The 21044-nt window shown below is 73.5% G+C and carries 20 protein-coding genes; 8 read left to right on the top strand and 12 right to left on the bottom strand.

What is annotated here, in order from left to right; translation table 11 throughout:
• Positions 1-91: 91 nt before the first annotated feature.
• The 4 genes from KLI87_RS23260 to KLI87_RS23245 all read right to left on the bottom strand — a co-directional run bounded on the left by KLI87_RS23260 (position 92) and on the right by KLI87_RS23245 (position 5525).
• Positions 92-919 carry a sulfurtransferase gene (locus tag KLI87_RS23260; RefSeq protein WP_214618692.1) on the bottom strand — a complete coding sequence of 276 codons (828 nt, stop codon included), beginning with the start codon at positions 917-919 and terminating at the stop codon, positions 92-94.
• Between the two features lie 106 nt (positions 920-1025).
• A complete protein-coding gene (locus KLI87_RS23255; protein ID WP_214618691.1) occupies positions 1026-2147 on the bottom strand; it encodes an alkaline phosphatase family protein in 1122 nt (373 codons plus the stop codon).
• A complete protein-coding gene (locus KLI87_RS23250) occupies positions 2144-2725 on the bottom strand; it encodes a DUF5998 family protein (protein ID WP_214618690.1) in 582 nt (193 codons plus the stop codon). The genes KLI87_RS23255 and KLI87_RS23250 overlap by 4 nt, the downstream gene beginning before the upstream one ends.
• Before the next feature lie 352 nt (positions 2726-3077).
• The gene (locus tag KLI87_RS23245; RefSeq protein ID WP_214618689.1) at positions 3078-5525 is read right to left on the bottom strand and encodes a GNAT family N-acetyltransferase; all 2448 of its coding nucleotides are present in this window, start codon (positions 5523-5525) and stop codon (positions 3078-3080) included.
• A 168-nt stretch (positions 5526-5693) separates the two neighbouring features.
• On the opposite strand from KLI87_RS23245, the gene KLI87_RS23240 reads away from it, so the two are divergent.
• A complete protein-coding gene (locus tag KLI87_RS23240) occupies positions 5694-6620 on the top strand; it encodes a carbohydrate kinase family protein (RefSeq protein WP_156214938.1) in 927 nt (308 codons plus the stop codon).
• 158 nt (positions 6621-6778) lie between these two features.
• On the opposite strand, the gene KLI87_RS23235 is transcribed toward KLI87_RS23240, so the two are convergent.
• Positions 6779-7816, bottom strand: coding sequence for a LysR family transcriptional regulator (locus KLI87_RS23235; protein ID WP_214618688.1), 1038 nt, complete (start codon positions 7814-7816; stop codon positions 6779-6781).
• Between the two features lie 155 nt (positions 7817-7971).
• Between KLI87_RS23235 and KLI87_RS41085 the strand changes: the two genes are divergently transcribed.
• Entirely contained in the window at positions 7972-8106 is a 135-nt protein-coding gene (locus KLI87_RS41085) for a hypothetical protein (RefSeq protein ID WP_272498765.1), read from the top strand.
• Between the two features lie 293 nt (positions 8107-8399).
• Here KLI87_RS41085 and KLI87_RS23230 read toward each other — a convergent pair whose 3' ends face one another.
• Positions 8400-8867 carry a MarR family winged helix-turn-helix transcriptional regulator gene (locus KLI87_RS23230; RefSeq protein WP_156214936.1) on the bottom strand — a complete coding sequence of 156 codons (468 nt, stop codon included), beginning with the start codon at positions 8865-8867 and terminating at the stop codon, positions 8400-8402.
• Positions 8868-9226: 359 nt separating this feature from the next.
• Here KLI87_RS23230 and KLI87_RS23225 point away from each other — a divergent pair, with 359 nt between their 5' ends.
• From KLI87_RS23225 to KLI87_RS23215, 3 genes are read left to right on the top strand one after another with little or no spacing between them, the layout of a single operon-like run.
• Complete coding sequence (locus tag KLI87_RS23225; RefSeq protein ID WP_214618687.1) at positions 9227-9421, top strand: hypothetical protein; 195 nt, start codon at positions 9227-9229, stop codon at positions 9419-9421.
• Positions 9382-9870, top strand: coding sequence for a hypothetical protein (locus KLI87_RS23220; protein WP_214618686.1), 489 nt, complete (start codon positions 9382-9384; stop codon positions 9868-9870). Before KLI87_RS23225 ends, KLI87_RS23220 begins: the two co-directional genes overlap by 40 nt.
• A complete protein-coding gene (locus tag KLI87_RS23215; protein ID WP_214618685.1) occupies positions 9867-10022 on the top strand; it encodes a hypothetical protein in 156 nt (51 codons plus the stop codon). The genes KLI87_RS23220 and KLI87_RS23215 overlap by 4 nt, the downstream gene beginning before the upstream one ends.
• An 805-nt stretch (positions 10023-10827) precedes the next feature.
• Here KLI87_RS23215 and KLI87_RS23210 read toward each other — a convergent pair.
• On the bottom strand, positions 10828-12921 hold the full coding sequence (locus KLI87_RS23210; RefSeq protein WP_156214934.1) for a RecQ family ATP-dependent DNA helicase: 2094 nt from the start codon (positions 12919-12921) through the stop codon (positions 10828-10830).
• Positions 12922-13104: 183 nt separating this feature from the next.
• Here KLI87_RS23210 and KLI87_RS23205 point away from each other — a divergent pair, with 183 nt between their 5' ends.
• Genes KLI87_RS23205 through KLI87_RS23195 form a run of 3 tightly spaced genes read left to right on the top strand, consistent with a single transcriptional unit; the run spans position 13105 to position 15953 of the window.
• Entirely contained in the window at positions 13105-14433 is a 1329-nt protein-coding gene (locus KLI87_RS23205) for a threonine/serine exporter ThrE family protein (protein ID WP_156214933.1), read from the top strand.
• A 52-nt stretch (positions 14434-14485) separates the two neighbouring features.
• A complete protein-coding gene (locus KLI87_RS23200; protein ID WP_156214932.1) occupies positions 14486-14812 on the top strand; it encodes a hypothetical protein in 327 nt (108 codons plus the stop codon).
• Positions 14813-14816: 4 nt separating this feature from the next.
• Complete coding sequence (locus KLI87_RS23195; RefSeq protein ID WP_214618684.1) at positions 14817-15953, top strand: DUF6745 domain-containing protein; 1137 nt, start codon at positions 14817-14819, stop codon at positions 15951-15953.
• A 25-nt stretch (positions 15954-15978) separates the two neighbouring features.
• Here the strand turns inward: KLI87_RS23195 and KLI87_RS23190 are convergent, their stop codons facing one another.
• From KLI87_RS23190 to KLI87_RS23170, 5 genes are all read right to left on the bottom strand, one after another.
• On the bottom strand, positions 15979-16833 hold the full coding sequence (locus tag KLI87_RS23190; RefSeq protein WP_156215560.1) for an STM4011 family radical SAM protein: 855 nt from the start codon (positions 16831-16833) through the stop codon (positions 15979-15981).
• A 71-nt stretch (positions 16834-16904) separates the two neighbouring features.
• On the bottom strand, positions 16905-18194 hold the full coding sequence (locus KLI87_RS23185) for an STM4012 family radical SAM protein (RefSeq protein WP_214618683.1): 1290 nt from the start codon (positions 18192-18194) through the stop codon (positions 16905-16907).
• Complete coding sequence (locus tag KLI87_RS23180) at positions 18194-18988, bottom strand: STM4013/SEN3800 family hydrolase (RefSeq protein ID WP_156214930.1); 795 nt, start codon at positions 18986-18988, stop codon at positions 18194-18196. The genes KLI87_RS23185 and KLI87_RS23180 overlap by 1 nt, the downstream gene beginning before the upstream one ends.
• Entirely contained in the window at positions 18985-20082 is a 1098-nt protein-coding gene (locus KLI87_RS23175; RefSeq protein ID WP_214618682.1) for an STM4014 family protein, read from the bottom strand. The genes KLI87_RS23180 and KLI87_RS23175 overlap by 4 nt, the downstream gene beginning before the upstream one ends.
• A complete protein-coding gene (locus tag KLI87_RS23170) occupies positions 20079-21026 on the bottom strand; it encodes an STM4015 family protein (protein WP_214618681.1) in 948 nt (315 codons plus the stop codon). The genes KLI87_RS23175 and KLI87_RS23170 overlap by 4 nt, the downstream gene beginning before the upstream one ends.
• Positions 21027-21044 lie beyond the last annotated feature (18 nt).

Here is a 21044-nt window from a genome sequence, read left to right as displayed (position 1 = left end):
GAGGCCGAGCCGCGCCCGGGGCCGCTCACGACCGGTGCGGCACGCGGAGGAGAACGGCCGGCGCCATCGGCGCGGCCGCGCTCACACCGGGTCAGTCGCCGGTGGCAACCGGGCGGGACGGGTCGGTCACCCACTGGGACCAGGAGCCGACGTAGAGGGCGGCCGGGATGCCCGCGAGGTTGAGGGCGAGGATCTCGTGCGCCGCCGTCACACCCGAGCCGCAGTAGGCGCCGACGTCGAGCGCGTCGGTGGCACCGAGCTTGGCGAACCGCTCGCGCAGCAGGCCCGGCGGCAGGAACCGGCCGTCCACGCCGACGTTCCCGGAGGTGGGGGCGTTCCGCGCTCCCGGGATGTGCCCGGCGACGGGGTCGACGGGCTCCCGCTCGCCCCGGAAGCGCTCGGCGGACCGCGCGTCCAGCAGCACGCCCGCGCCCGCCAGCGCGGCGGCACCGTCGGCGTCCAGCACGGGCAGCCGCCCCGGGTCGGCGATGAAGTCGCCCGGCTTGACCTCCGGGTCGGCGGTGGTCACCGGGTGGCCCGCCTCCGTCCACGCCTTGTACCCGCCGTCCAGAACCCGGACGCGGTCATGGCCGAAATAGCGCAGCGCCCACCAGAGCCGGGCGGCCGCGGTGGAGTCCGCGTCGTCGTAGACGACGACGAGGCCGCCGGCCGAGACCCCGGCGCGGCGCATCGCGGCCTCGAAGTCCCCGGCCGCGGGCAGCGGGTGCCGCCCGCCCGCGCCGGGCGGCCCGGCGACGTCCCGGCCCAGGTCGACGAAGACCGCGCCGGGCAGGTGCCCCCGGCGATAGGACTCGATCCCCGGCGGGCCCCCCAGATGCCATCGCACGTCCAGCAGGACCAGGGGGGTCTGCTGCCGGAGCAGCCGGTCCAGCGCGGGCACTTCGATGAGAGGATGCACCTCGCCAGTTTGACCGTCCTTGCCCCGATTCGGGAGGGGCGAGTTCTGGTTCGTCACAACTCGTAGCCTAGGCCGCGGCGCGCCGCCCCGCCCGCCGCCGTGCGGGTCAGGCGCGCGACGTGCCGAGCAGCGGGATCAGCAGCTCCGCCGGGACGAGGGAGCCGTGCATGCCGACCATCCGGTCCAGCCACGGCTCCCGCTCGGACGCGGTGATCGCGAGCCCGCCGCGCGCGACCGCGACCACGTCGCCGATCCGCTCCGCCATCCCCGGCGCCAGCTCGCCGAACCAGCCGCTCGCGGCCGCCTCGTCGCGGGACACGACCCAGGCGCGGTCGCCGAGGACCTCCGTCCACGCGGCGAGGACGTCGCCGTGCGCGCCCGGCTCGCTGTAGACGTAGCGGCAGCGCGCGTCGCCGCCGAGGAGCGCGACGCCCGCGCGCAGCCCGGGGACGGCGTCGGCGTCCACCCGCTCGGACGGGTCGACCATGCCGTGGTCGGCGGTCACGTACAGCGCCGCCCCCGCGGGCAGGACGTCGGCGATCCGCCGCGCGAGGTCGTCGACGAACCGCAGCTGGACGCGCCAGTCGGCGGACGCGACGCCGAACCGGTGCCCGGTCGAGTCGAGGTCGGGGTGGTAGACGGTGACGAACGACCGGTCGCCGAGGCCCAGCGCGTACTCGGACCGCCCGACGAGCTGGCCGAGGCTGTCGGCGGCCAGGTAGTCGGCGCCCCGGGTGGTGGCGCGGCTCAGCCCGGATCCCCGGTAGTAGCCGAGGCCGACGTAGGCGACCTCGACGCCGTCCGCCGCCGCGCGCTCGTACACGGTCGGGGCGGGCTGGAACTCCGCCGGGTCGACCGAGTCGTCCCGCCAGCGCAGGCAGTTGAGCAGCCGCCCGGTACCCGGGACCCGCACCTGCACGCCGAGCAGGCCGTGCCCGCCGGGCGGCAGGCCGGTGGCGAGCGAGCCGAGGCTCGTGACCGTCGTCGCGGGGAACCCGGCCGTGATCGCCCCGCCGTCCATCGCGTTCAGGAACGGCGCGTCGGCCGGGTGGGCGCGCAGCAGCTCCCAGCCGAGCCCGTCCACGATCAGCACGCACACGCGCGGCGCCGGCGGCAGGCCGAGCACGTTCACGGCGCCCGGCACGCCCAGCGCGGACAGCACCGACGGCGGAAGGTCCGCGAGCGCGCCCGCCCCGTAGCGGGGCGGCGCCGGGCGCGCCGTGCTCACCGCGCCGTCGCGGTCGACAGCTCCTCGGCGAACGCCAGCACCTGCGCGACCGCCTCGGCGCCGTCGGCGGCCTCGCTCACCCGCAGCGACAGGTCGTCGGCGGTGACGCTGCCGGTGTAGCCGTGGTCGGCCTCGCAGTTCTCGTCGCCGCAGGTCGCGGGCTCCAGGTCGATGTGGGCGATCGCGCCCCAGCCGATCGTCAGCACCACCTCGGTGGGCGGCACCCCCGGCACGTAGGACGCGGGGTCCGGGACGACCCGGGTCACCGCGACCGACTGGACGCGGTCCAGCTTGACGGCCTCGGTGGTGGTGGACGCGTGCGGCTGGGCCATGCCCTCGCCGGGCGGGTGCTCGTCGGTGTGGCACACCAGCAGCCGGCTCGCCGACAGCACCAGCACGGTCACGTGCCGGCGCACCTCCATCGCGGGGTCGAAGGTGGCCTCGTGGTGCACCACGTAGGCGATGACGCGCTCGTCACCGACGGCCGACTCCACCGCGTCCGCGACCAGGACCGGATAGTAACCGCTGCGCTCGATCGCCGTGCGCAAACCGTGATCGGTCGCTCGGGTTTCCCTCATGGCCCCCATCCTGCCCTGTCCGGGGGCGGCGGCGCACATGCCAGGACCGGCACATGCCCCTGGGGGCATGGTCAGGCGGCGGAACACGGGGTACGGGGTGGGCATGGACACAGATCCGCTGCCCTCCCCGACACCGGTTCCGCCGCCCACGCCGGATCCGGCCCCCCAGCCCGAGCCGCTGGTGCCGCCCCCCGAGCCGCCGCCCGGACCGGCCCCGCAGCCTCCCGGGCCCGTGCCGCCGGAGCCGACGCCCCCGGGACCGGCTCCGGAGCCGAGCCCGCCGGGCCCGCCGGAGCCCGACCCCGTCCCGCCGACACCGGAGCCCAGCCCGCCTCCGCCGCCCGGGTGAGGGTCAGGGCAGGCGGCGCGGCCCCAGCTCGGGGCGCGGGCCGAGCGGGCGCTCCAGCCGCAGCGCGGCACCGCCGACGGCGGCGCCGGACGCGTCCGCCATGACCGGGTTCAGCTCCAGCCGCGCCACCTCGGGGATCTCGTAGCCGAGCCGCGACACCCGGACGAGCAGGCCCTCCAGCGCCGCGAGGTCGACCGGCTCGGCGCCCCGGTGGCCCAGCAGGAGCGGGGCCGTGCGGATCGCGCGGACCAGCTCGGCCGCCTCCGCGTCGGTGAGCGGCCCGAGCCGGTAGGCGCGGTCGTCCAGGAGCGCGGCGGTCTCGTCGGCCAGGCCGAACGACACGACGGCGCCGAACGACGCGTCCTCCATGGAGACGACGCGGGTCGGCACTCCCCCGCCGCCCGCGCGCATCTCGACGCCGTAGCAGGCGAGGAGCTCGGCGGCCTGCTCGGCCGTGGCGTGCACCGGGCCCCCGTCCCCGGACCCGAGCCACTCCCCGACCAGGCCCCGCGCGCGGTCGCGGTCGGCGTCGGGCAGCTCCGGGAGGCGGCCCACCGGGCGCTGCCGCCACCGCGCGTACCGGACGACGTAGCCCAGCGCCCGCACCGCGTCCTCCGGCGCCGCGTAGGAGGGGATCGACCCCTCGGCGGCGGAGCCGTCCGGCCCGGGGACGCGCAGGTCGGCGGGCATGCCCTCGAAGCCCAGGTAGGTCGCCACGATCGGCTTGGACGCCCCCTCCGCCAGCCGCACGATCCGCTCGGGGACGCGCTGGTCGTAGCCGCCGATCGTCGGGGGCGTGAACAGCGCGACGACCGCGTCGACGGCCTCGTCGGCCAGCGCCCCGGCGAGCGCCGCCTCGTACTCCTGCGCGCCCGCGCGCGGCCCGAGGTCGAGGCGCGGCCTGACCTCCAGGCCGAGCGCGGTCGCCGCGTCCTGCGCCAGCAGCCCCAGCGAGTCGGAGTTGTCGATGATCGCGATGCGGTCCCCGGCGGGGAGCGGCTGGTAGGCCAGCAGCTGGGCGACGTCGAACAGCTCCGACAGGTCCTCGACGCGGATCACGCCGGCCTGCGCGAACAGCGCGCTGACCGCGTGGTCGGGCAGGGTCAGCGCCTGCGCCGAGTGCCCGATCGGGACGCCCTGCGTGCCGCGCCCGCTCTTGACCGCCACGATCGGCTTGCGGCGGCCGAGCCTGCGCGCGAGCCGGGCGAACTTGCGCGGGTTCCCCAGCGACTCCAGGTACAGCAGGACGGCCTTGGTCGCCGGGTCCTCCTCCCAGTACTGCATCAGGTCGTTGCCGGACACGTCGGCGCGGTTCCCGGCGGAGACGAACGTGGACAGCCCGAGACCCCGCGACGCCGTCCGATGGAGGATCGCGATGCCGAGCGCGCCGGACTGGGAGAAGAACCCCACCGGGCCGCGTCCCGGCAGGGTCGGCGCCAGCGTCGCGTTCAGCCGCACGTCCGGGTCGGTGTTGGCGATGCCGAGGCAGTTGGGCCCGACGACCCGCATGCCGTAGGCGCGCGCGAGCCGGACCAGCTCCTCCTGGCTCGCCCGCCCCTCCGGCCCGGTCTCGCCGAAGCCGGACGACACCACCACCAGGCCGCGCACGCCCTTGCCGGCGCACTCGTCCACCACCCCGTGGACGGCGTCGGCGCGGACGGCCACCACGGCCAGGTCCACATCGTCCGGGATCTGGAGCACCGACGCGTACGCGCGCACACCCGCGACCGCCATCGCGGTCGGATGCACCGGGTACACCGGGCCGGTGAAGTTCCCGCCGAGCAGGTTCCGCAGGACGGTGTGCCCCACGCTGTGCTCGGCCCGGCTCGCCCCGATCACCGCCACCGAGCGCGGGAACAGCAGCCGCTGGATCGACCGCGACTCCGCCCGGTGCTCGCGCGCGGCCATGACCTCCAGCGACGTCTCGGTCGGCGCGAGGTCCAGGACGAGCTCGATCACGCCCTCCTCGAACCGCTGCCCGACCTCGTAGCCCGCCTCCCGGAACACCCGCGTCATCCGCCGGTTGTCGGGCAGCACGCTCGCCACGAACCGCCGCACGCCCCGCTCCCGCGCCGCCGCCGCGATGTGCTCCAGCAGCACCGCGCCGAGCCCGCGCCCCTGGTGCGCGTCCTCCACCAGGAACGCGACCTCCGCCGTCTCCGGACGATCCTCGAAGCTGTCGTACCGGACGACCGCCACCATCTCCTCCCCGATCGTGGCGATCAGCGCGACGCGCCGGTCGTGGTCCACCGAGGTGAAATGCTCGACCTCACGGTCGGTGAGGCTCGGCCGGGGCGAGAAGAACCGGTAGTAGATGGACTCCGGCGACAGCCGCGCGTAGAACACCCGCAGGATCTCGGCGTCCTCGCTCCGGATGGGCCGCAGATGGGCCGTCCCGCCGTCGCTGAGGACGACGTCGGCCTCCCACTGATCCGGGTAACGCTCGGTCACGTACCAGAGCGTAAGGCACGCCGCCCCAGGTGAGCTTGCCGGGAAAAAGGAGGGCTTCCTTGGTTTCGCTGCGCGTTCGAGACCTCTTCGGGGGGCAAGAGCTGTTACGGTCGAGCACACGCCCAGGATGCCGCTCGCGCGGGCCGTGTTGATCGAGGTGATGACTCCATGACGCGCGTGGTCGTGGTCGGCGATCTTATGACAGACACCGTGGCCCGTGCCGCGTTCCCCCTGGCCAAGGGCAGTGACACGCCCGCCGCCGTGACGACCCACGGGGGCGGCTCCGGCGCCAACGTGGCCTCGTGGCTCGCCCTCGACGGGGTCGAGGTGGCCTTCGTCGGCCGCCGCGGCGCCGACATCGCGGGCCGCAACCGCGACATGGAGCTGATGGGGTACGGGGTCGACGCCCGCCTCGTCATGGACCAGGAGCGCCCCACCGGCACCTGTGTGGTGATGGTCACCCACAAGGGCGACCGCACCATGCTGTCGGACCCGGGCGCCAACGCCGCCCTCCTCCCCGAGGACATCGAGCGCTGCAAGGACCTGTTCGTCCAGGGCACGCACCTGCACCTGTCCGGCTACTCGCTGATCAACGAGGGCTCCCGCAAGGCCGCCCGCCACACCCTGGACCTCGCGCGCCAGGCGCAGATGTCCATCTCGGTGGACGGCGGCTCGTCCTCCCCGCTCAAGCGCATGGGCGCCGAGCCGTTCCTGGAGTGGACGCAGGGCGCCCGCCTCCTGGTCGTCAACCACACCGAGGCCGAGATCCTCACCGGCCGCGACAACCCCGACCAGGCCGCCAAGGTCCTCACCGCCTGGTACCCGCAGGTCGTCGTCAACGTCGGCGCCGACGGCGCCCTCTGGTACACCAACGGCCGCCCCGAGCCCGTCACGGTCGCCGCCGACCCCGTCGAGAAGATCATCGACGGCACCGGCGCGGGCGACGCGTTCGTCGCCGGCTTCCTCCCGCCCTGGCTGGACGGCAAGCAGCCCGCCGACGCCCTCACCGCCGGCTGCCGGCTGGCCTCCCAGGCCCTCCAGCACCTGGGCGCCCGCCCGTCCCTGGACGTGGTGGACAACCAGATCAAGACCTGACCGGTCCGGCCCAGCCGGAGGCAGCGGACGCGCCACCGACCGAGGGCACCCTCGGCCATGCGGCCGCGCCCTCGTCGATCGGCGAACCCCGTCCGCAGCGTCGTCCAGGCGCGGGCGAAACCGAACAGACGGCAAGAAACGCGGCGAGGCCCGCTGGCTCAGGCGGACGGGGTGTAGGTGCGCACGTCCTCGCGGACCGCGTCCCACAGGCGGTTGAGCGGATGCCCCGCGTCGTAGCGTTCGAGGTCGGCGCGGCGGACGAACGCGCCGGTCATCAGCTCGGCCCTGGGCTCCAGGTCGTCGCGCAGCTTGATCGCGCGCAGCGGGACCGCGTCGGGGTCGTCCTGCCCCGCCATGCCCCGCCCGATCGACCCGGTCACGATCATGCAGCCGCGGACGAAGCCCGACTTCAGCAGCGACAGCCCGTAGTGGACGTCGTCGATGTCGGCGACCACGCTCAGCCGCTCCCGGAAGTTCGGCCCGTACCAGGTGGCCAGCAGGTCGGCGACGAGCCCGGCGGGCGGCACCACCAGCGGGACCCCGGCGAGGCCGCTCGTGCGCACCGGCCCGTCCGGCAGCTCGTTCTCGGACAGGTTCGTCAGCAGCAGCGCCTGGCCCCGCGCGTACTCGATGACCTCGTACTCGTCGAGCCGCCGGTCGCCCTCCGGCGTGCTGACGATGCTGCCGCAGATCAGATCGACCTGCTTGGTCTCCAGGCGCGACCACAGGTCCTTGGTGCGGACGTGCGCGACCTTGAACTCGACCTCGCGCTGCCGGAACTCCTCCGACACCCGGTCCCACGCACGCGACACGATCGGCAGCGTGAACTCGGTCGTGCCGACCGTCAGCATGCGGCCGAGCCGCCGGCGGCTCCAGTGGATGGACTCCAGCCAGCTCCCGATCGTCTGGCTCGCCAGCTCCACCGTCGTCTCGCCGGTGGGGGTGAACAGGAAGTCCTTCCCGCGCCCCTGCCGGACGGTCAGCACCTCCCCGCACAGCGCCTGGCTGTTGCGGTTGAGCGTGTCGAGCTGCTTCTGCACGCTCGACTGCTCCCGCCCGAGGACCCGCGCGGCACGCAGCGCCGACCCTGTCGCGTGCACCACGAGCAGCGTCCGGAGCTGGTCGAAGGTGGTGTCGAGCAGGCCGGACGGGCAGTCGAGGAGCTCGTCGAGGGACGGGGCCACGGGGGGTGACATTACTACCTGCTCCCGAAATGGCCGAGCGTGCATCCCAGCGGGAAATGATGACATTTCCCGCTCAACTTATCTCAAGATGTTCTTTGAAACAGCTGGACAGCGTTTCCTGACCTCTAGAACACTTTGGTCCCGCCCCCGACCGAGGAAGTGCACCCGTGAGCCCGTCCGCCCCCGAGCGTCCCGTCCAGCCCCAGGACGTCCCCGCGAAGATCGTCGCGTCCGTGCCGTCCGAGTTGGTCGTGGTACCGGCCGACAAGCTCGTGTACTCCGCCAAGGCGGCGGCCACCTAGGGACTCCCGGTTCGCCGCGGCTCTTCTCCGCCGCGGCGCCCCGGGCCGATCGTCGGCCCGTGCGCGGGGCCGCGCGCACGGGCCGACCCATCGCCCGCCCGCGCCGACAGGGGCGCGCGGGCGGGGCGGCACCGGGCACCAGCCCAGGCCCCATCTGGACTGGCGCCCGCCGCCCCCCGCCCCCACAAACCCGTCGGCCACGCCCGACGAGCCGGACCGCAGGGCTCGCGGGAACACGGAGGCGTCCCGCCTCCCGGCCGCGCGATCGGCCGCAAGAACGCTCGATCACTGCCTCAGGCGGGGGTGCCGCCGGTGTTGCGGATCATCTGCTGGAGCACCTTGAGCGCGGTGACGTAGTCGGCGTCGTCGATTCCCTCGTGGATGCGGGCCCGGATCGCCGGGGCGTGCCGTCCGAGATCGACCCGCGCCCGCTCCCCCGCCTCGGTGATCCACAGCCGGCCCTCGGCGTCGCGGGTGAGCCAGCCGCGCTCCACCAGGACCTCCGCCTCGGCCGCCAGGTCGTCCTCCGGCCTGATGTAGGAGCTCATCGCGTCCCGCAACTCGCGGAGGGTCATGCCCCGGCCGTCGAGGGAGATGTCGTTCTTGGACAGGTTGCGCAGCAGCCAGAACTGCGGATGGGTGTAGCCCTGCTCGGCCTGCCGGGCTCGGGTGAACGCGACGAGGGCCTCGTAGGCGACCCCGGTCCAGTAGGCGGCCGGCTGCGCCGCCAGTTCGGCGTCGGAGACCTGCTGAGTCGACATGCGATGCTCCCCTTGGTTGGATACCCGTCCAGGCACCGTAGAACCTTGAGTTAACTTGAGGTCAAAGTAGGGGGCGGAGGAACCTCACCCTCGGCCCGATGACGAGGCACAGGCCATCGGCACACCCGAGTTCGACCCCGCCGACCATCGCGGACGCCGGGGTGCGGGATCAACCGCTTCAAGCGCAACCGGGCGGTCGCGACCGGATACGACAAGCTCCCCGAACGCGACGAGGCACCATCCACATCGCCTGCATCGATAAGTGGCTGTGATGGGCGCCTTTGAAACACGCCCTGCGGCCGTGTTTCAAAACCCTGCCGCGCGCCGGATTGTCTGTACACAAACCTATGCTCGTCCCCATGCCGAAATCCGCCATCCCCGCGTCCCTGTGCTATGCCGAGGCCGATGCCCGCCTGGGTGGCGCGTTGTCCGCCGTGTTCGAGGGGGCGGGAGCGTCCCCCGGTTACGACGAGGTGCTGTTCTTCGACGGCGACCTCACCCTCGACGGTGATTTTTGGACGCCATCAAAGAACTGCGCGGCGACGTCGACTTGATCGTGGTGACCGGCGATCTGACGGTCGACGGCCCGATTGCGCTCTATGGGGACCGGCCCGGCCTGTACGTCGGCGGTCACACCAAGGCCGAGACCCTGGAGGGCGGCGAAGGGGAGATCTACATCCACGACGGCGCCTTCACCCACCTGGTCTACGGCTGGTACAACCACGGCTCTTTGCGGACCGGGATCGTCGATACCCCGTGGGTGATCGACTACGACCACGCCATGGACGTGTACGCCCCCGGCGGGCGCTGGGTGAACAATTACGACGACGATGACGACGACGTCGACTTCGCCGTCGGGGACGGCATCGTCGAGGCGTTCGTGCCCGAGGTCGTCGACGCGGAGGACCGCTGCCTGAACGTCGACGAGTTCCTGGACCGGCTGCGGGCCGGGCTGCCGGTCCTGCGGCCCGGAGCCACGGACGCAGGCCGAGTCGGAGAGTGACCACGCGTCCCGGGCTCCGACCGACCTGGCGCAAATTCCTGGCGCTCTCCGCCGAGGTGCTCCGGATGCCGTGGCTGTGCACCCTGATCCCGGACGGCAACCTGATCGGCGAGCTGGAACCCCGAGACACGCGCTACCGCGAGACGAGCTGACCGTCGAGCACGACCTCACCGCATCGCGGCAGAAAGTCACAATCTGGCCCGCTGCCAGCTCCCCCCACTCCCGAAACACGCTGAGCGAGAGCCTGCGGAGGCACCAGAAACTCTTCGGCTCACCCTTGATCTGCGTCCAGTAGTCGGGGTGCTTGTCCTCGGCCACCCGCAAAAGGAGCAGCAGATAGCGCACATTGCTAGCCGCGATGTCCCCCGGGCGTCGCTGGCCCCGACCCCCTTGATGTACTCCTGCACAACGGTGACAGCGGGCAGCCCCATCAGCCCGGCATTCAGCGCCGCGAGCACGCCCCGTGGAGACGGATGGCCACGGTCATGGACCAGCCCTCATGCGCTAAGCGGCACCTCCCCAATTCGGCGGCGCGAGCGTTAGAGGCAGCACCGCGGAGGCACCCGAAACTCGCACAAGGCCGGCGACCACAGTCGCCAACCAACCCCCACGTGCCACGCATCACCCCCCAATTCGGCGGCGCGAGCGTTAGAGGCAGCACCGCGGAGGCACCCGAAACTCGCACAAGGCCGGCGACCACAGTCGCCAACCAACCCCCACGTGCCACGCATCACCCCCCAATTCGGCGGCGCGAGCGTTAGAGGCAGCACCGCGGAGGCACCCGAAACCCTCACGAGGCCGGCGACCACAGTCGCCGACCAACCCCCACGTGCCAGGCGTCACCCCCCCAATTCGGCGGCGCGAGCGTTAGAGGGAGCGCTGTGAGGGCTCCGGAAACTCGCACGAGGCGGGCGGCCGCGGTCGTGGGCCGGCCTCCGTGCGCTAGGCGGCGCCTTCCTAGTTCGGGGTGGCGAGGGTCAGGGGGAGGACGGCGGGGGCTCCGGATTCTCTGAGGAGGCGGGTGGCCACGGTCATGGTCCAGCCGGTCTCCACGCGGTCGTCCACCAGGAGGACGGGGCCCGGGGCGGTGGAGAGGGCCGCGGCCAGGTCCGGGGGGACGGTCAGGGAGTGCCAGACGGAGCGGAGGCGCTGGGCGCTGTTGTGGCGGCGCGGGACGGGTTCGCCGGTCGGGGTCAGTTCGCCCAGGTAGGGCAGGCGGCCGATCTCGGCTATGCGGCGGCCCAGGCCGGTGACCAGGCGGGGGCGGGAGTGGGAGCCGATCGTGACGACGCCGGTGGGGCGGGCCGGCCAGTCCCAGGCGGTGAGAACCTTGACGACGGCCTCGACCATGTCGGCGGGGACGTCGGTGTCGGCGGAGGCGAACAGGTCGCGGAGGCGGTTGCCCCAGCCGATGTCGGTGAGGCGGCCGAGGGCGCGGCCCGTCTCGGCGAGGTGCTCGGGTTTGATGCGGCCGGAGACGCCCAGGTCGTCCTTGACGCCGGTGGGCCACATGCGGCGGGGGGCCAGGTCGACGCCGGGGCGGTGCAGGCGGTCGCGGGCCTGGGCGGCGCCCTGGGGCGTGACGTCGGCGGGCCAGTGGTCGCCGGTGCAGTTGTCGCAGCGGCCGCAGGGGGCGGCGGACGGGTCGTCCAACTGGTCGCGGAGGAACTTCTCCCGGCAGGTGGTGGCGGCGATGTAGTCGAGCATGGCCTGCTGCTCGCGGCGGCGTTCGGAGGTGACGCGCTCGTAGCGTTCGCGGTCGTAGGACCAGGGCCGGCCGGTGGCGGTCCAACCGCCCTTGACGCGGCGGGCGGCGCCGTCGACGTCGAGGACCTTGAGCATCATCTCCAGCCGGGCGCGGTTGAGGTCGACCTGGGGTTCCAGGGCGCCGGTGGACAGCGGGCGGCCGGCGTTCTCCAGGACGTCGAGGGTGGCGCGGACGATGTGCTCCGGCGGGAAGGCCAGGCTGGCGAAGTAGGCCCAGATGTCGCGGTCCTCGGGGCCGGGAAGGAGGATGACCTCGGCGCGGTCGACGCCGCGTCCGGCGCGGCCGATCTGCTGGTAGTAGGCGACCGGGGACTGCGGGGCGCCGACGTGGACGATGAAGCCGAGGTCGGGTTTGTCGAAGCCCATCCCGAGGGCGCTGGTGGCGACGAGGGCCTTCAGCTTGTTGTCCTGGAGGTCCCGCTCGGCCTGGAGGCGCTCGGCCTGCTCGGTCTGGCCGGAGTAGGCGGTGACCTCGTGGCCGCGATCGCGCAGGTAGCCGGTGATCTCGTGGGCGGCGGCGACGGTGAGCGTGTAGATGATGCCCGAGCCGGGCAGGTCGGCCAGGTGCTCGCCGAGCCAGGCGATGCGCTGCTCGGCACCGGGCAGCTTCACCACGGCCAGGCGCAGTGACTCGCGTTCGAGCGGGCCGCGCAGGACGAGGGCGTCGTCGCCGGCGAGCTGTTCGGCGACGTCCTGCGTGACGCGCGCGTTGGCGGTGGCGGTGGTGGCGAGGACGGGGATGCCGGGCGGCAGGTCGGCCAGCAGCGTGCGCAGCCGCCGGTAGTCGGGCCGGAAGTCGTGGCCCCAGTCGGAGATGCAGTGCGCCTCGTCGACGACGACCAGCCCCGCGCCCGCGGCGAGCTTGGGCAGCACGAGGTCGCGGAAGTCGGGGTTGTTGAGCCGTTCGGGGCTGACCAGCAGGACGTCGACGACGCCCGCCTCCACCTCGGCGAAGACCGCGTCCCAGTCGTCGGTGTTGGCCGAGTTGATCGTGCGGGCGTGGATGCCGGCGCGGTCGGCGGCGTCGATCTGGTTGCGCATGAGCGCCAGCAGCGGCGAGACGATCACGGTGGGGCCCGCGCCGCGCTCGCGGAGCAGCCGGGTCGCGACGAAGTAGACGGCGGACTTGCCCCAGCCGGTGCGCTGGACGACCAGCGCGCGCCGCCGCTCGACGACGAGGGCGTGGATCGCGGTCCACTGGTCGTCGCGGAGCCGCGCGTGCTCGCCCGCGAGGGCGCGCAGGCACCGCTCCGCCTCACCTCGGAGTCCCTCGAAATCGCTCATGCGTCCTTGGTATCAGCGCCCGCCGACCACCCGCACCAGAATCCCGTTCTGGGGATAACCCCGGATGATTGTGAGGGCCGACGACCTGGGTAACCTGCCCTGGACGATCAAGTCCTACGGGTGAAGGGGCGCAAGCAGCGAATGGGCGCGGGGGAACGCTTGCGACGGACCTGGCACGCCCTGATGGAGGGTCACACCCCCGAGCCCCCCGAGGACGAGCCGGGCGAGACCGTCGATCCGCGGGCGATCGACCTCGTCCTGCGGGTGGGTGAGCTCCTCCTGGCGAGCGGGGAGACGACCGAGCGGGTGAACGAGGCGATGCTCGGCCTCGCGGTGGCCTACGAGCTGCCGCGCTGCGAGGTGCAGGTCACACTCACGAGCCTCCTGGTGAGCGCGCATCCGGGGAAGGGCGCGGCGCCGGTGACGGGCTCGCGGGCCATCCGGCGCCGCACGCCCGCGTACTGGCGGCTCACCGCGCTGCACAACCTCGTCCAGGAGGCGTCCATCGGGATGGTCGAACTGGACGAGGCGCACCGGCGGCTCGCAGAGATGAAGCGGGGGCGACCTCCCTATCCGGCTTGGCTCATCGTCGTGTCGCTGGGGCTCATCGCGGCGTCGGCGAGCGTGCTGTCCGGCGGCGGCCCGCTCGTCGCGGTGACGGCGTTCGTCGCGACGCTGCTCGGCGACCGCGCGGCGGCGGCCCTGGCGAGGCGGGGTGTGGCGGAGTTCTTCCAGCTGACGGTGGCGGCGGGGATCGGCGCGACCGGCGCGGCGCTCGTGGTGGCGATGGGCAACCCGGCGCAGGCGGCCACGATCGTCACGGGCGCGATCCTGGCGCTGCTGCCGGGACGCCCGCTGGTCGCGAGCATCCAGGACGGCATCACCGGCGACCTGGTCAGCGCCGGGGCGCGGATGCTGGAGGTCTTCTTCATGATCGCCGCGATCGTGGCCGGGCTGGGCGCGATCGTCTACATCGCGGTCAAGCTGACCGTGCCGATCGACGTCGGCCATCTGCCGAGTGCTCCGGTGACGCTGAAGCCCGTCCAGCTACTGGCGGCGGCGGCCGTGTCGGTGACGTTCGCGGTGTCGCTGGCGGCGCCCCGGGACGTCCTGACCGCGTCGGCCCTGGGCGGAGGGCTGATCTGGATCCTGTACGTGCTGCTCCAGGGGTGGAACTTCCCTCCGGTGCTCGCGTCGGCGGTGGCGGCGACCGTCGTGGGCGTGCTCTCGAACTGGCTCGCCAGGCGCCACCAGGCCCCGGTGATGCCCTACGTGGTCCCGGCCATCGGCCCGCTCCTGCCCGGGACCATGCTGTACCGGGGCATGGTGGAGTTGAACACGGGCGACCCCCAGGGGGGCGTGCTGAGCCTCATTGGAGCGCTCTCGGTGGCGCTGGCCCTGGGGGCCGGGGTCAACCTCGGCGGCGAGCTCGTCCGGGCCTTCCAGCGCGTCGGCCTGAGCGCCTCCGGCCGCTGGGCCCGCCCGGCCGCCCGCCGCACGCGCGGCTTCTGAGGCCGGCCGCGCGGCTCCCGGAACTGTCGGTGGCGGGCGTTACGTTCGCCGCATGTACCGACAAGGAGACATCCTGATCATGCCCGTGCCGGAGGAGTCCGTCCCGCGGGCCGTGCGGGAGCTGCCGGCCGCCCCGCGCGACGGGCGGGGGCGCATGGTCCTGGCGCTCGGCGAGGCCACCGGGCACGCGCACGCGCTGGCGGCGCCCGGCTCGCTGCTGCGGGTCCCCGACCCGCTCGCGCCCGACCACCTGCACCTGCCCTCCGGCGGGCGGCTCGTGCACGAGGAGCACGCGGCGATCACGTTGCCCAAGGGCTGGTACCGGGTGGTCCGGCAGCGCGAGTACGTGCCGGGCGCCGTCCGGGTCGTGGCGGACTGACGCCGTGCTCACCGAAGCGCCCCGTGCGGCGCACTTCGTGGTCAGTGACTGGCAGTCGGCGGCGTTCGGCACCGGGCCCGCCGACCGCGGCCGGGCCGAGGCGGGCGTGGCCGCCGCCTACGCGTCCGCGGGTCTGGACGCTCCGGCGCGGTTCGTGTGGGTGCCCTCCCCCGCGCGGGGGGCGGCCGCGGCGGCCGTCCTCGCCGGGCATGGCGACGCGCTGAGGGCGGCCGGTCTGGACGATCTGGTCGACCGCGCCCAAGGAGACCTGGGCGCGGGGTCCGCGGGGGCGAGTGTGCTGGCCGAGGTCAGAACGCGTCCGTGGGAGGCGGCACGTTCCGCCGCCTGCTCCGAACAGGGGCCGGAGCGGTGGCCGCGTGTCTGGGGCGAGTCGGGCGGCCTGCTCTGGAACCAGGTCCAGTCGCTGGTGACGCGGGTCCGCGCCGCCATCGGCGACCTCGCGGGCGGGGGCGGCGAGGACGCCTCGGCCGCCCAGAACGAGGCCGGGACCCTGCTGCGCGCCGCCACGCTCGACGCCGTCCTCGGCCAGCACGACGCGCCGTGGCTGGCGCTGTTCGAGTCGCTCGGACGCCTCGGCGGCCCGCTCGCGGGCCTGGCGGAGGTCGCGCGCTCCGCCGGGTGGTGGTGGCCCTACGAGGGGCTGGTGATCCTCTCCGAGCGCCCCTCCGACCTGTACCGCGACGAGCCGGGACGGCTCCACCGCGGCGACGGCCCGGCCCTGGCCTACCCGGACGGTTTCGCCCTGCACGCCTGGCGCGGCATGCCGATCCCGCCCGACTTCGTGGCCTCGCTCACCGACCTCACCGCCTCCCGCATTTCCTCCGAGGAGAACGCCGAGCTGCGCCGGGTGATGCTGGAGATCTTCGGCTACGACCGCTACCTGGCCGAGACCGGCGCCCGGCCGCTGCACCGCGACGAGACGGGTGTGCTGTGGTCCATCGACCTGCCCGGCGACGAGCCGGTCGTCATGGTCGAGGTGGTCAACTCCACGCCCGAGCCCGACGGGACGCACCGCACCTACTACCTGCGGGTGCCGCCCACCACCCGGACGGCCCGCGCGGGCGTCGCCTGGACCTTCGGGGTGGACGAGGCCGACTACGCCCCCCAGAAGCAGACCTGAGCCGGAACCGACCCCCCGCCCCACCTCACGCGCGGTGGAGCAGGGCGGGGATGCGTTCGAGGATGCCGCCCGCGAACGTGTCGTAGAGCCCGAGCGGTTCCAGGTGCACGTAGCCGATGTGGCAGTCGCAGGTGTCCAGCGGGCAGGGGCGCGGGCCGAGGGCGTCGAGGAACGTGCCGTCGTAGAGGTTGCCCAGGACGGACGGGACGAAGTGGCAGCGGCGCACCGTCCCGTCCCCGTCCACCGACACGACGGACTCGCCCGTGCGGCACGGCAGGCCCCGGCTGGCATGCGGACGGCGGCTGACCGGGAACAGCGGGTCGATCCCGGTCCAGGCGCCGGCCTCGGCGTCGCCGTATCGGCGCCCTTCCTCCGCGTTGACCCACAGGTAGGTGCCCGTGGGCAGGTCGGCGCGGAGGCGGCGGGCCGCGTCCAGGTGGTCGGGGTGCCCGACGATCCCGACGCTGAACCGGATGCCGCCGTCCGCCAGCTCACGGCACTTGCCGAGGAACCGCTCGTAGGGCACCTGGCCGGGATGGTAGGTGGCCCACAGCGCGAGCCGCGACGGGTCGGCCTCCGCCGTCCACGACACGCGGTGGCTCAGGTTCGTCTGGATCGCGACCCGCTCGACGTGCGGGAGGTGGCTGAGCGCGACCAGGGCGCGCCGGTACCAGGACCGGACGAGCCCCTCCCCCCACGGCGTGAACAGCACCGACACGCGGTGGTCGCGGCCGGAGACCCAGGCGGTGAAGCGTTCGAGCGCCGCCCGGTCGGCGCGGAGCCGGTCCGGCGTGTCGCGGCGCTTGGCGAACGGGCAGTACGGGCAGTCGTAGTCGCAGCTCGCGAGCGGCCCCCGGTAGAGGATCGTGAGGTGTTCCATCGGCGTACGGCGCTCTGCCAACGTGCGGCGTCCCGTCAACGTGAGGTGTTCCATCAGCGTGAGGTGTTCCATCAGCGTGCTTCGTAGGACGCCATGCGCTTCCGCACGCCGGGCGAGAACAGCGCGGGGCCTATGGCGTCGGAGTGGGCGAGCCCTTCCGGGGTGAGTGTGATGGTGTCGGGCGTCGATTCGATCCAATCCCGTTTGGCGAACGACGTGAGATCGGCTTCGAAGTCGTCGAAGGGGTCGGACGCGAAGCGCGCGCGGTAGGAGTTCCGGTCCAGGCCGGCCGCTTGCAGAAGCGACTGGACGAGGTGGCGGCGACGGCGTTCGTCCGCGTCCAACGTGAACCCCACGCGGGCGCTACCGAAGTCGCTCTCGCGCACGTAGTCGTCGATGATGGCGCGCACCGGCCTCGCCTTGACCGCGTACTCGAAGGAGTAGTGCAGGGAGGCGGTGTAGGAGCGGGCGCCGCATCCCAGGCCGACCATGCCGTCCGTCTGGCAGCAGTACTCGGTTCCGCCCGCCTCCGGGGACGGCAGGCGGAACATCCGCATCGACACCTGCTCGTAGCCCTCGGCCAGGAGGTGGTCGCGGCCCATGCGGTAGAGGGTCAGGCGCCAGTCGTCCCACTCCCGGTCCAGCAGCGCGAGGCCCGTGTTCGGGCGGACGTACAGCGGATACAGGTAGATCTCTTCCGGACGCCAGGCCAGCGCGGCGTTCAGCGAGTACAGCCACGACGCGGGCGTCTGCCCCTCGATGCCGTAGATCAGGTCGATGTTCAGCGTCGGGAAGCCCGCGGCCCGGATGCGGTCGAGCGCGGCCTCCACCTCGGCGCGCTTCTGCGGGCGGACGGCCGCCCGCGCCTCCTCGTCGATGAACGTCTGCACGCCGATGGAGACGCGCGTGGTCCCCCGTTCGGCGAGGACGGTCAGCCGGTCGGCCGTGGCGGTCTTCGGCGACGTCTCCACCCCCAGCGGACCCGTCCCGAACCCGGAGAAGCGTGCGGCGATGTCGCAGAGGCGTTCCAACTCGGACGCGGTCAGATACGTCGGTGTCCCTCCCCCGAACGCCGCCGTGGCGAAGGTGCCGCCTCCCTCCAGCGCGTCCAGGAGGGCGGTGGCCTGGCGGTCGAGGGCGGCGAGGTAGGCGCCGGTCAGTTCTTCGGGCGCGCCCGTCCGGGTGAAGAGGTTGCAGAAGCCGCACCGCATCTCGCAGAAGGGGATGTGCATGTAGAGGAACAGCGCGTCGAGGTCCTCGTCCGCCCACACCTCACGCAACGGACGTGGTGGCTCCAGCTCCCGGTACGCGGTCTTGTGCGGATAGGCGTAGACGTACGCCTCGTAGGTCTCGGTGGTCATCACGGCAGTACGAACTCCCCATACGGAACGGTCCAGACGACTTCGTGGCCGATGCGGTGCCCGGTGTGCCCGTCCTCCCCGTAGGCCGTCCCGTGATCGGAGCAGACGATCACGAAGCAGGGACGGCGCATGAGGGCGAACAGGCGGCCCAGGTGGGCGTCGACATGCCGCAGCGCCGCCGCGTGGCTCTCGCGCGTGTCGCTCCGCGAGCCGCCGGCGGAGGAGTCGAGGTAGAACCAGTTGGGCTGGTGCAGGGACGCGACGTTCAGCAGCAGGAACAGGCGGCGCGCGGCGGGCAGCCGGGCGACCGCCTCGGCCACGCGGTCGATCTGGTGGGGCAGGGACGCCGGGTCGGCGACCCCGAACCCCGGCTCCCAGTGGCTCTCGGCGAACAGCGACGGCAGCGCCGAGCCGAGCGGTGTGAGCTTGTTGAAGAACCCCACGCCGCCCACGCAGACCGTGTGGTAGCCGGCGGCCGCCAGCCCGGACGGGAGGTCGGCGGCGTCGAACGTCCACGTCCCGGGCGCGGTCGTCTCGCTCCCCGGGAACGCCCCGGCGAACAACCGGGGGTGCGGGCCGGGAGTGGCCGGGGTCGGCAGGAATCCGGCCAGCATGGCGGCGTGCGCGGCGTAGGTGAAGCTGCCCGGCGTGTGGCGGCGCTCCCACCGTCCCCCCGGCAGGAGCCCCGCGAGCGTGGGCGTCCCGCCGGACGCCGCCAGCTCGGCGGCCACGTCGTAGCGCAGCGTGTCGAGCGTCACCAGCAGCACGTCGTGGCTGCCGATGATCTCGTTCATGTCGTACATGCGGGGGCGTACTCCGGCAGAACGGCTCTGACCTGGGCGGTGTAGGTGTCGAGGCCCTCGGCCGGGCCGCCCGGCAGGCCCGTCAGCCCGGGGAGCAGGTCGCCGAACGCGTTGACCTCGCCCACGGCGAACCGGCGCATCCCCTGGTGGACGAGCAGGTCGACGCCCACCATCGGGCTGGCGGGGAAGCAGGCGGCGGCCCGCGCGCACACCTCCAGCGCCCGCCGCCAGCCGCGTTCGCCGAGCGCGCGCCGCACCGCGCCGAGGTCGCCCCTGGCACCGCCGAGGTGCAGGTTGGTCATCGGGTTGCGGCTCGTCCGGACCACCGCGTGGGTGGGTTCGCCTTTGATGACGACCACGCGCAGGTCGAAGGCGCGCCCGCCGATCGTGGCCTTGGGCAGCCACCGCTCCACATGGAGACCGTCCGGAGCGAGCGCGTCGATGAGCGCCGCGACGTCCCCGGGGGTGTCGTAGGTCCGCACCCGCAGCGAGTTCACGAGGCCGGACGGCGTCATCACCGCGGACGACACCGCCTTCACCCGCGCCTCCCCGTGCCGGCCGGGAGCGGTCTGCAAGGCGACGACACCTGACGCCGACGAACCGTGCGCGGGTTTGACGAAGACCCGTCGCACGCGCGCCTCGTCCATGCGCCGCCGGAGTTCCGCATGGCTCCCGACGGGCGGAAGGGCGCCGGGGACCGGGACCCCCGCCTCCAGCAGGCGGGCATGGGTCCGGCGCTTGTCGAACATGACCGCGATCTCCCCGGCGTCGCCGAGCAGCCGCGCCCCGGCCCGCGCGGCGGACGCGGCGATCCGCTCCACCGCCGCCGTGAACGTCCGGTACCAGGCGGCGCCTCCGCCCACCCGCGCCGGATTCCCGGGGCCGCGCAGGAGGGCGTCCGCATCCGGGTCCTCCCCCGGCGAGTCCAGGCGGAGCACGTCCCCCGGCCCGAGGGCGAGAGGGGCGCCCCGCAGGACGTCCGTCCAGGGGATGAGACGCGGCTCCGGGAACCCGGACGACCGGCACGCCGCCGCGAAGAGCGCGGCCCGCCGGTCGCCGGGCGCGCCGACGACGGCGAGGGTCATTCCGACGCCGCGATGTAGAACCAGTCGCCGTCCGGCTTCTGCTGCTCGCCCAGGTCGACCTCGACCCCGGGGAGGGCGGCCTTCAGGCGCGCGGCCATGGCGTCGGACAGGAAGTGGTGGTGCAGGTCCAGCTTGCGCAGGTGCGTGAGCGGCTGGCCGGACAGCAGCGCCTCCGCGCCCTGGTCGGTCAGGACGCCCAGCGCGAGGCTCAGCGACTCCAGCCGCGCGACGACGGGCGCGCCCGCGACGGCGGCGGCCACCTCGTCCTGGATCCGGCTGTCCTCCACACCGAGGTGGCGCAGCGACGGCAGCCGCTCGCCGCCGAGGAACGGCGCGAGGTCGGCGACCGAGGCGTCGCCGCCGTAGTTCTCGTCGCCGAGCCACAGGTCGAGGTGCTCCAGGTTCGGCAGCTCGCTCGCCCCCACCGCCTGCACGATCCGCGCGGGGAGCCCGCCCGACTCGAACCGCAGCACCCTGAGCGCGCCGCTCCTGATCGGCGACAGCTGCAAGCCCTCCGCGCCGCGGACGTCGAACCGCTCCAGCCTGGGGAAGGCCGTGAACAGCGGGGTGATGTCGGAGTGCTCGATCCAGGAGATCTCCGCCTCCTCCATGACGATGTCACCGAGGAACAGCGACCTGAGGGCGGGGAAGGACGCGGCGGCGCCGGTCAGCACCGCCACCGGGTCGCCGGTGTCGTCCTCGTAGGACGCGCCCCAGTAGCCGATGAGGAGCGTGGTGACCTGCGTGGTGTCCACCGCCTCAAGGAACCGCGCGAAGACGTCGTTGAACGGCTCCGCCTCGAACCCCGTCCCGACGTACCAGGCGACCTCGGCGGGAGCCGGGAGCGCCTCCGCGTCGCCGTCGTCCTCGACGCCCTCCTCCCGGTAGGGGAAGCGGTGCACCGGCAGACCGGCGTATTCCTCCAGGTGGTGATATATGGCCATGGGGTCCCCTTCACGTGA

This window comes from Actinomadura sp. NEAU-AAG7 (genome assembly GCF_018603865.1).
GTDB lineage: Bacteria > Actinomycetota > Actinomycetes > Streptosporangiales > Streptosporangiaceae > Spirillospora > Spirillospora litoris.
This window is presented reverse-complemented; position numbering and strand designations above follow the sequence as displayed.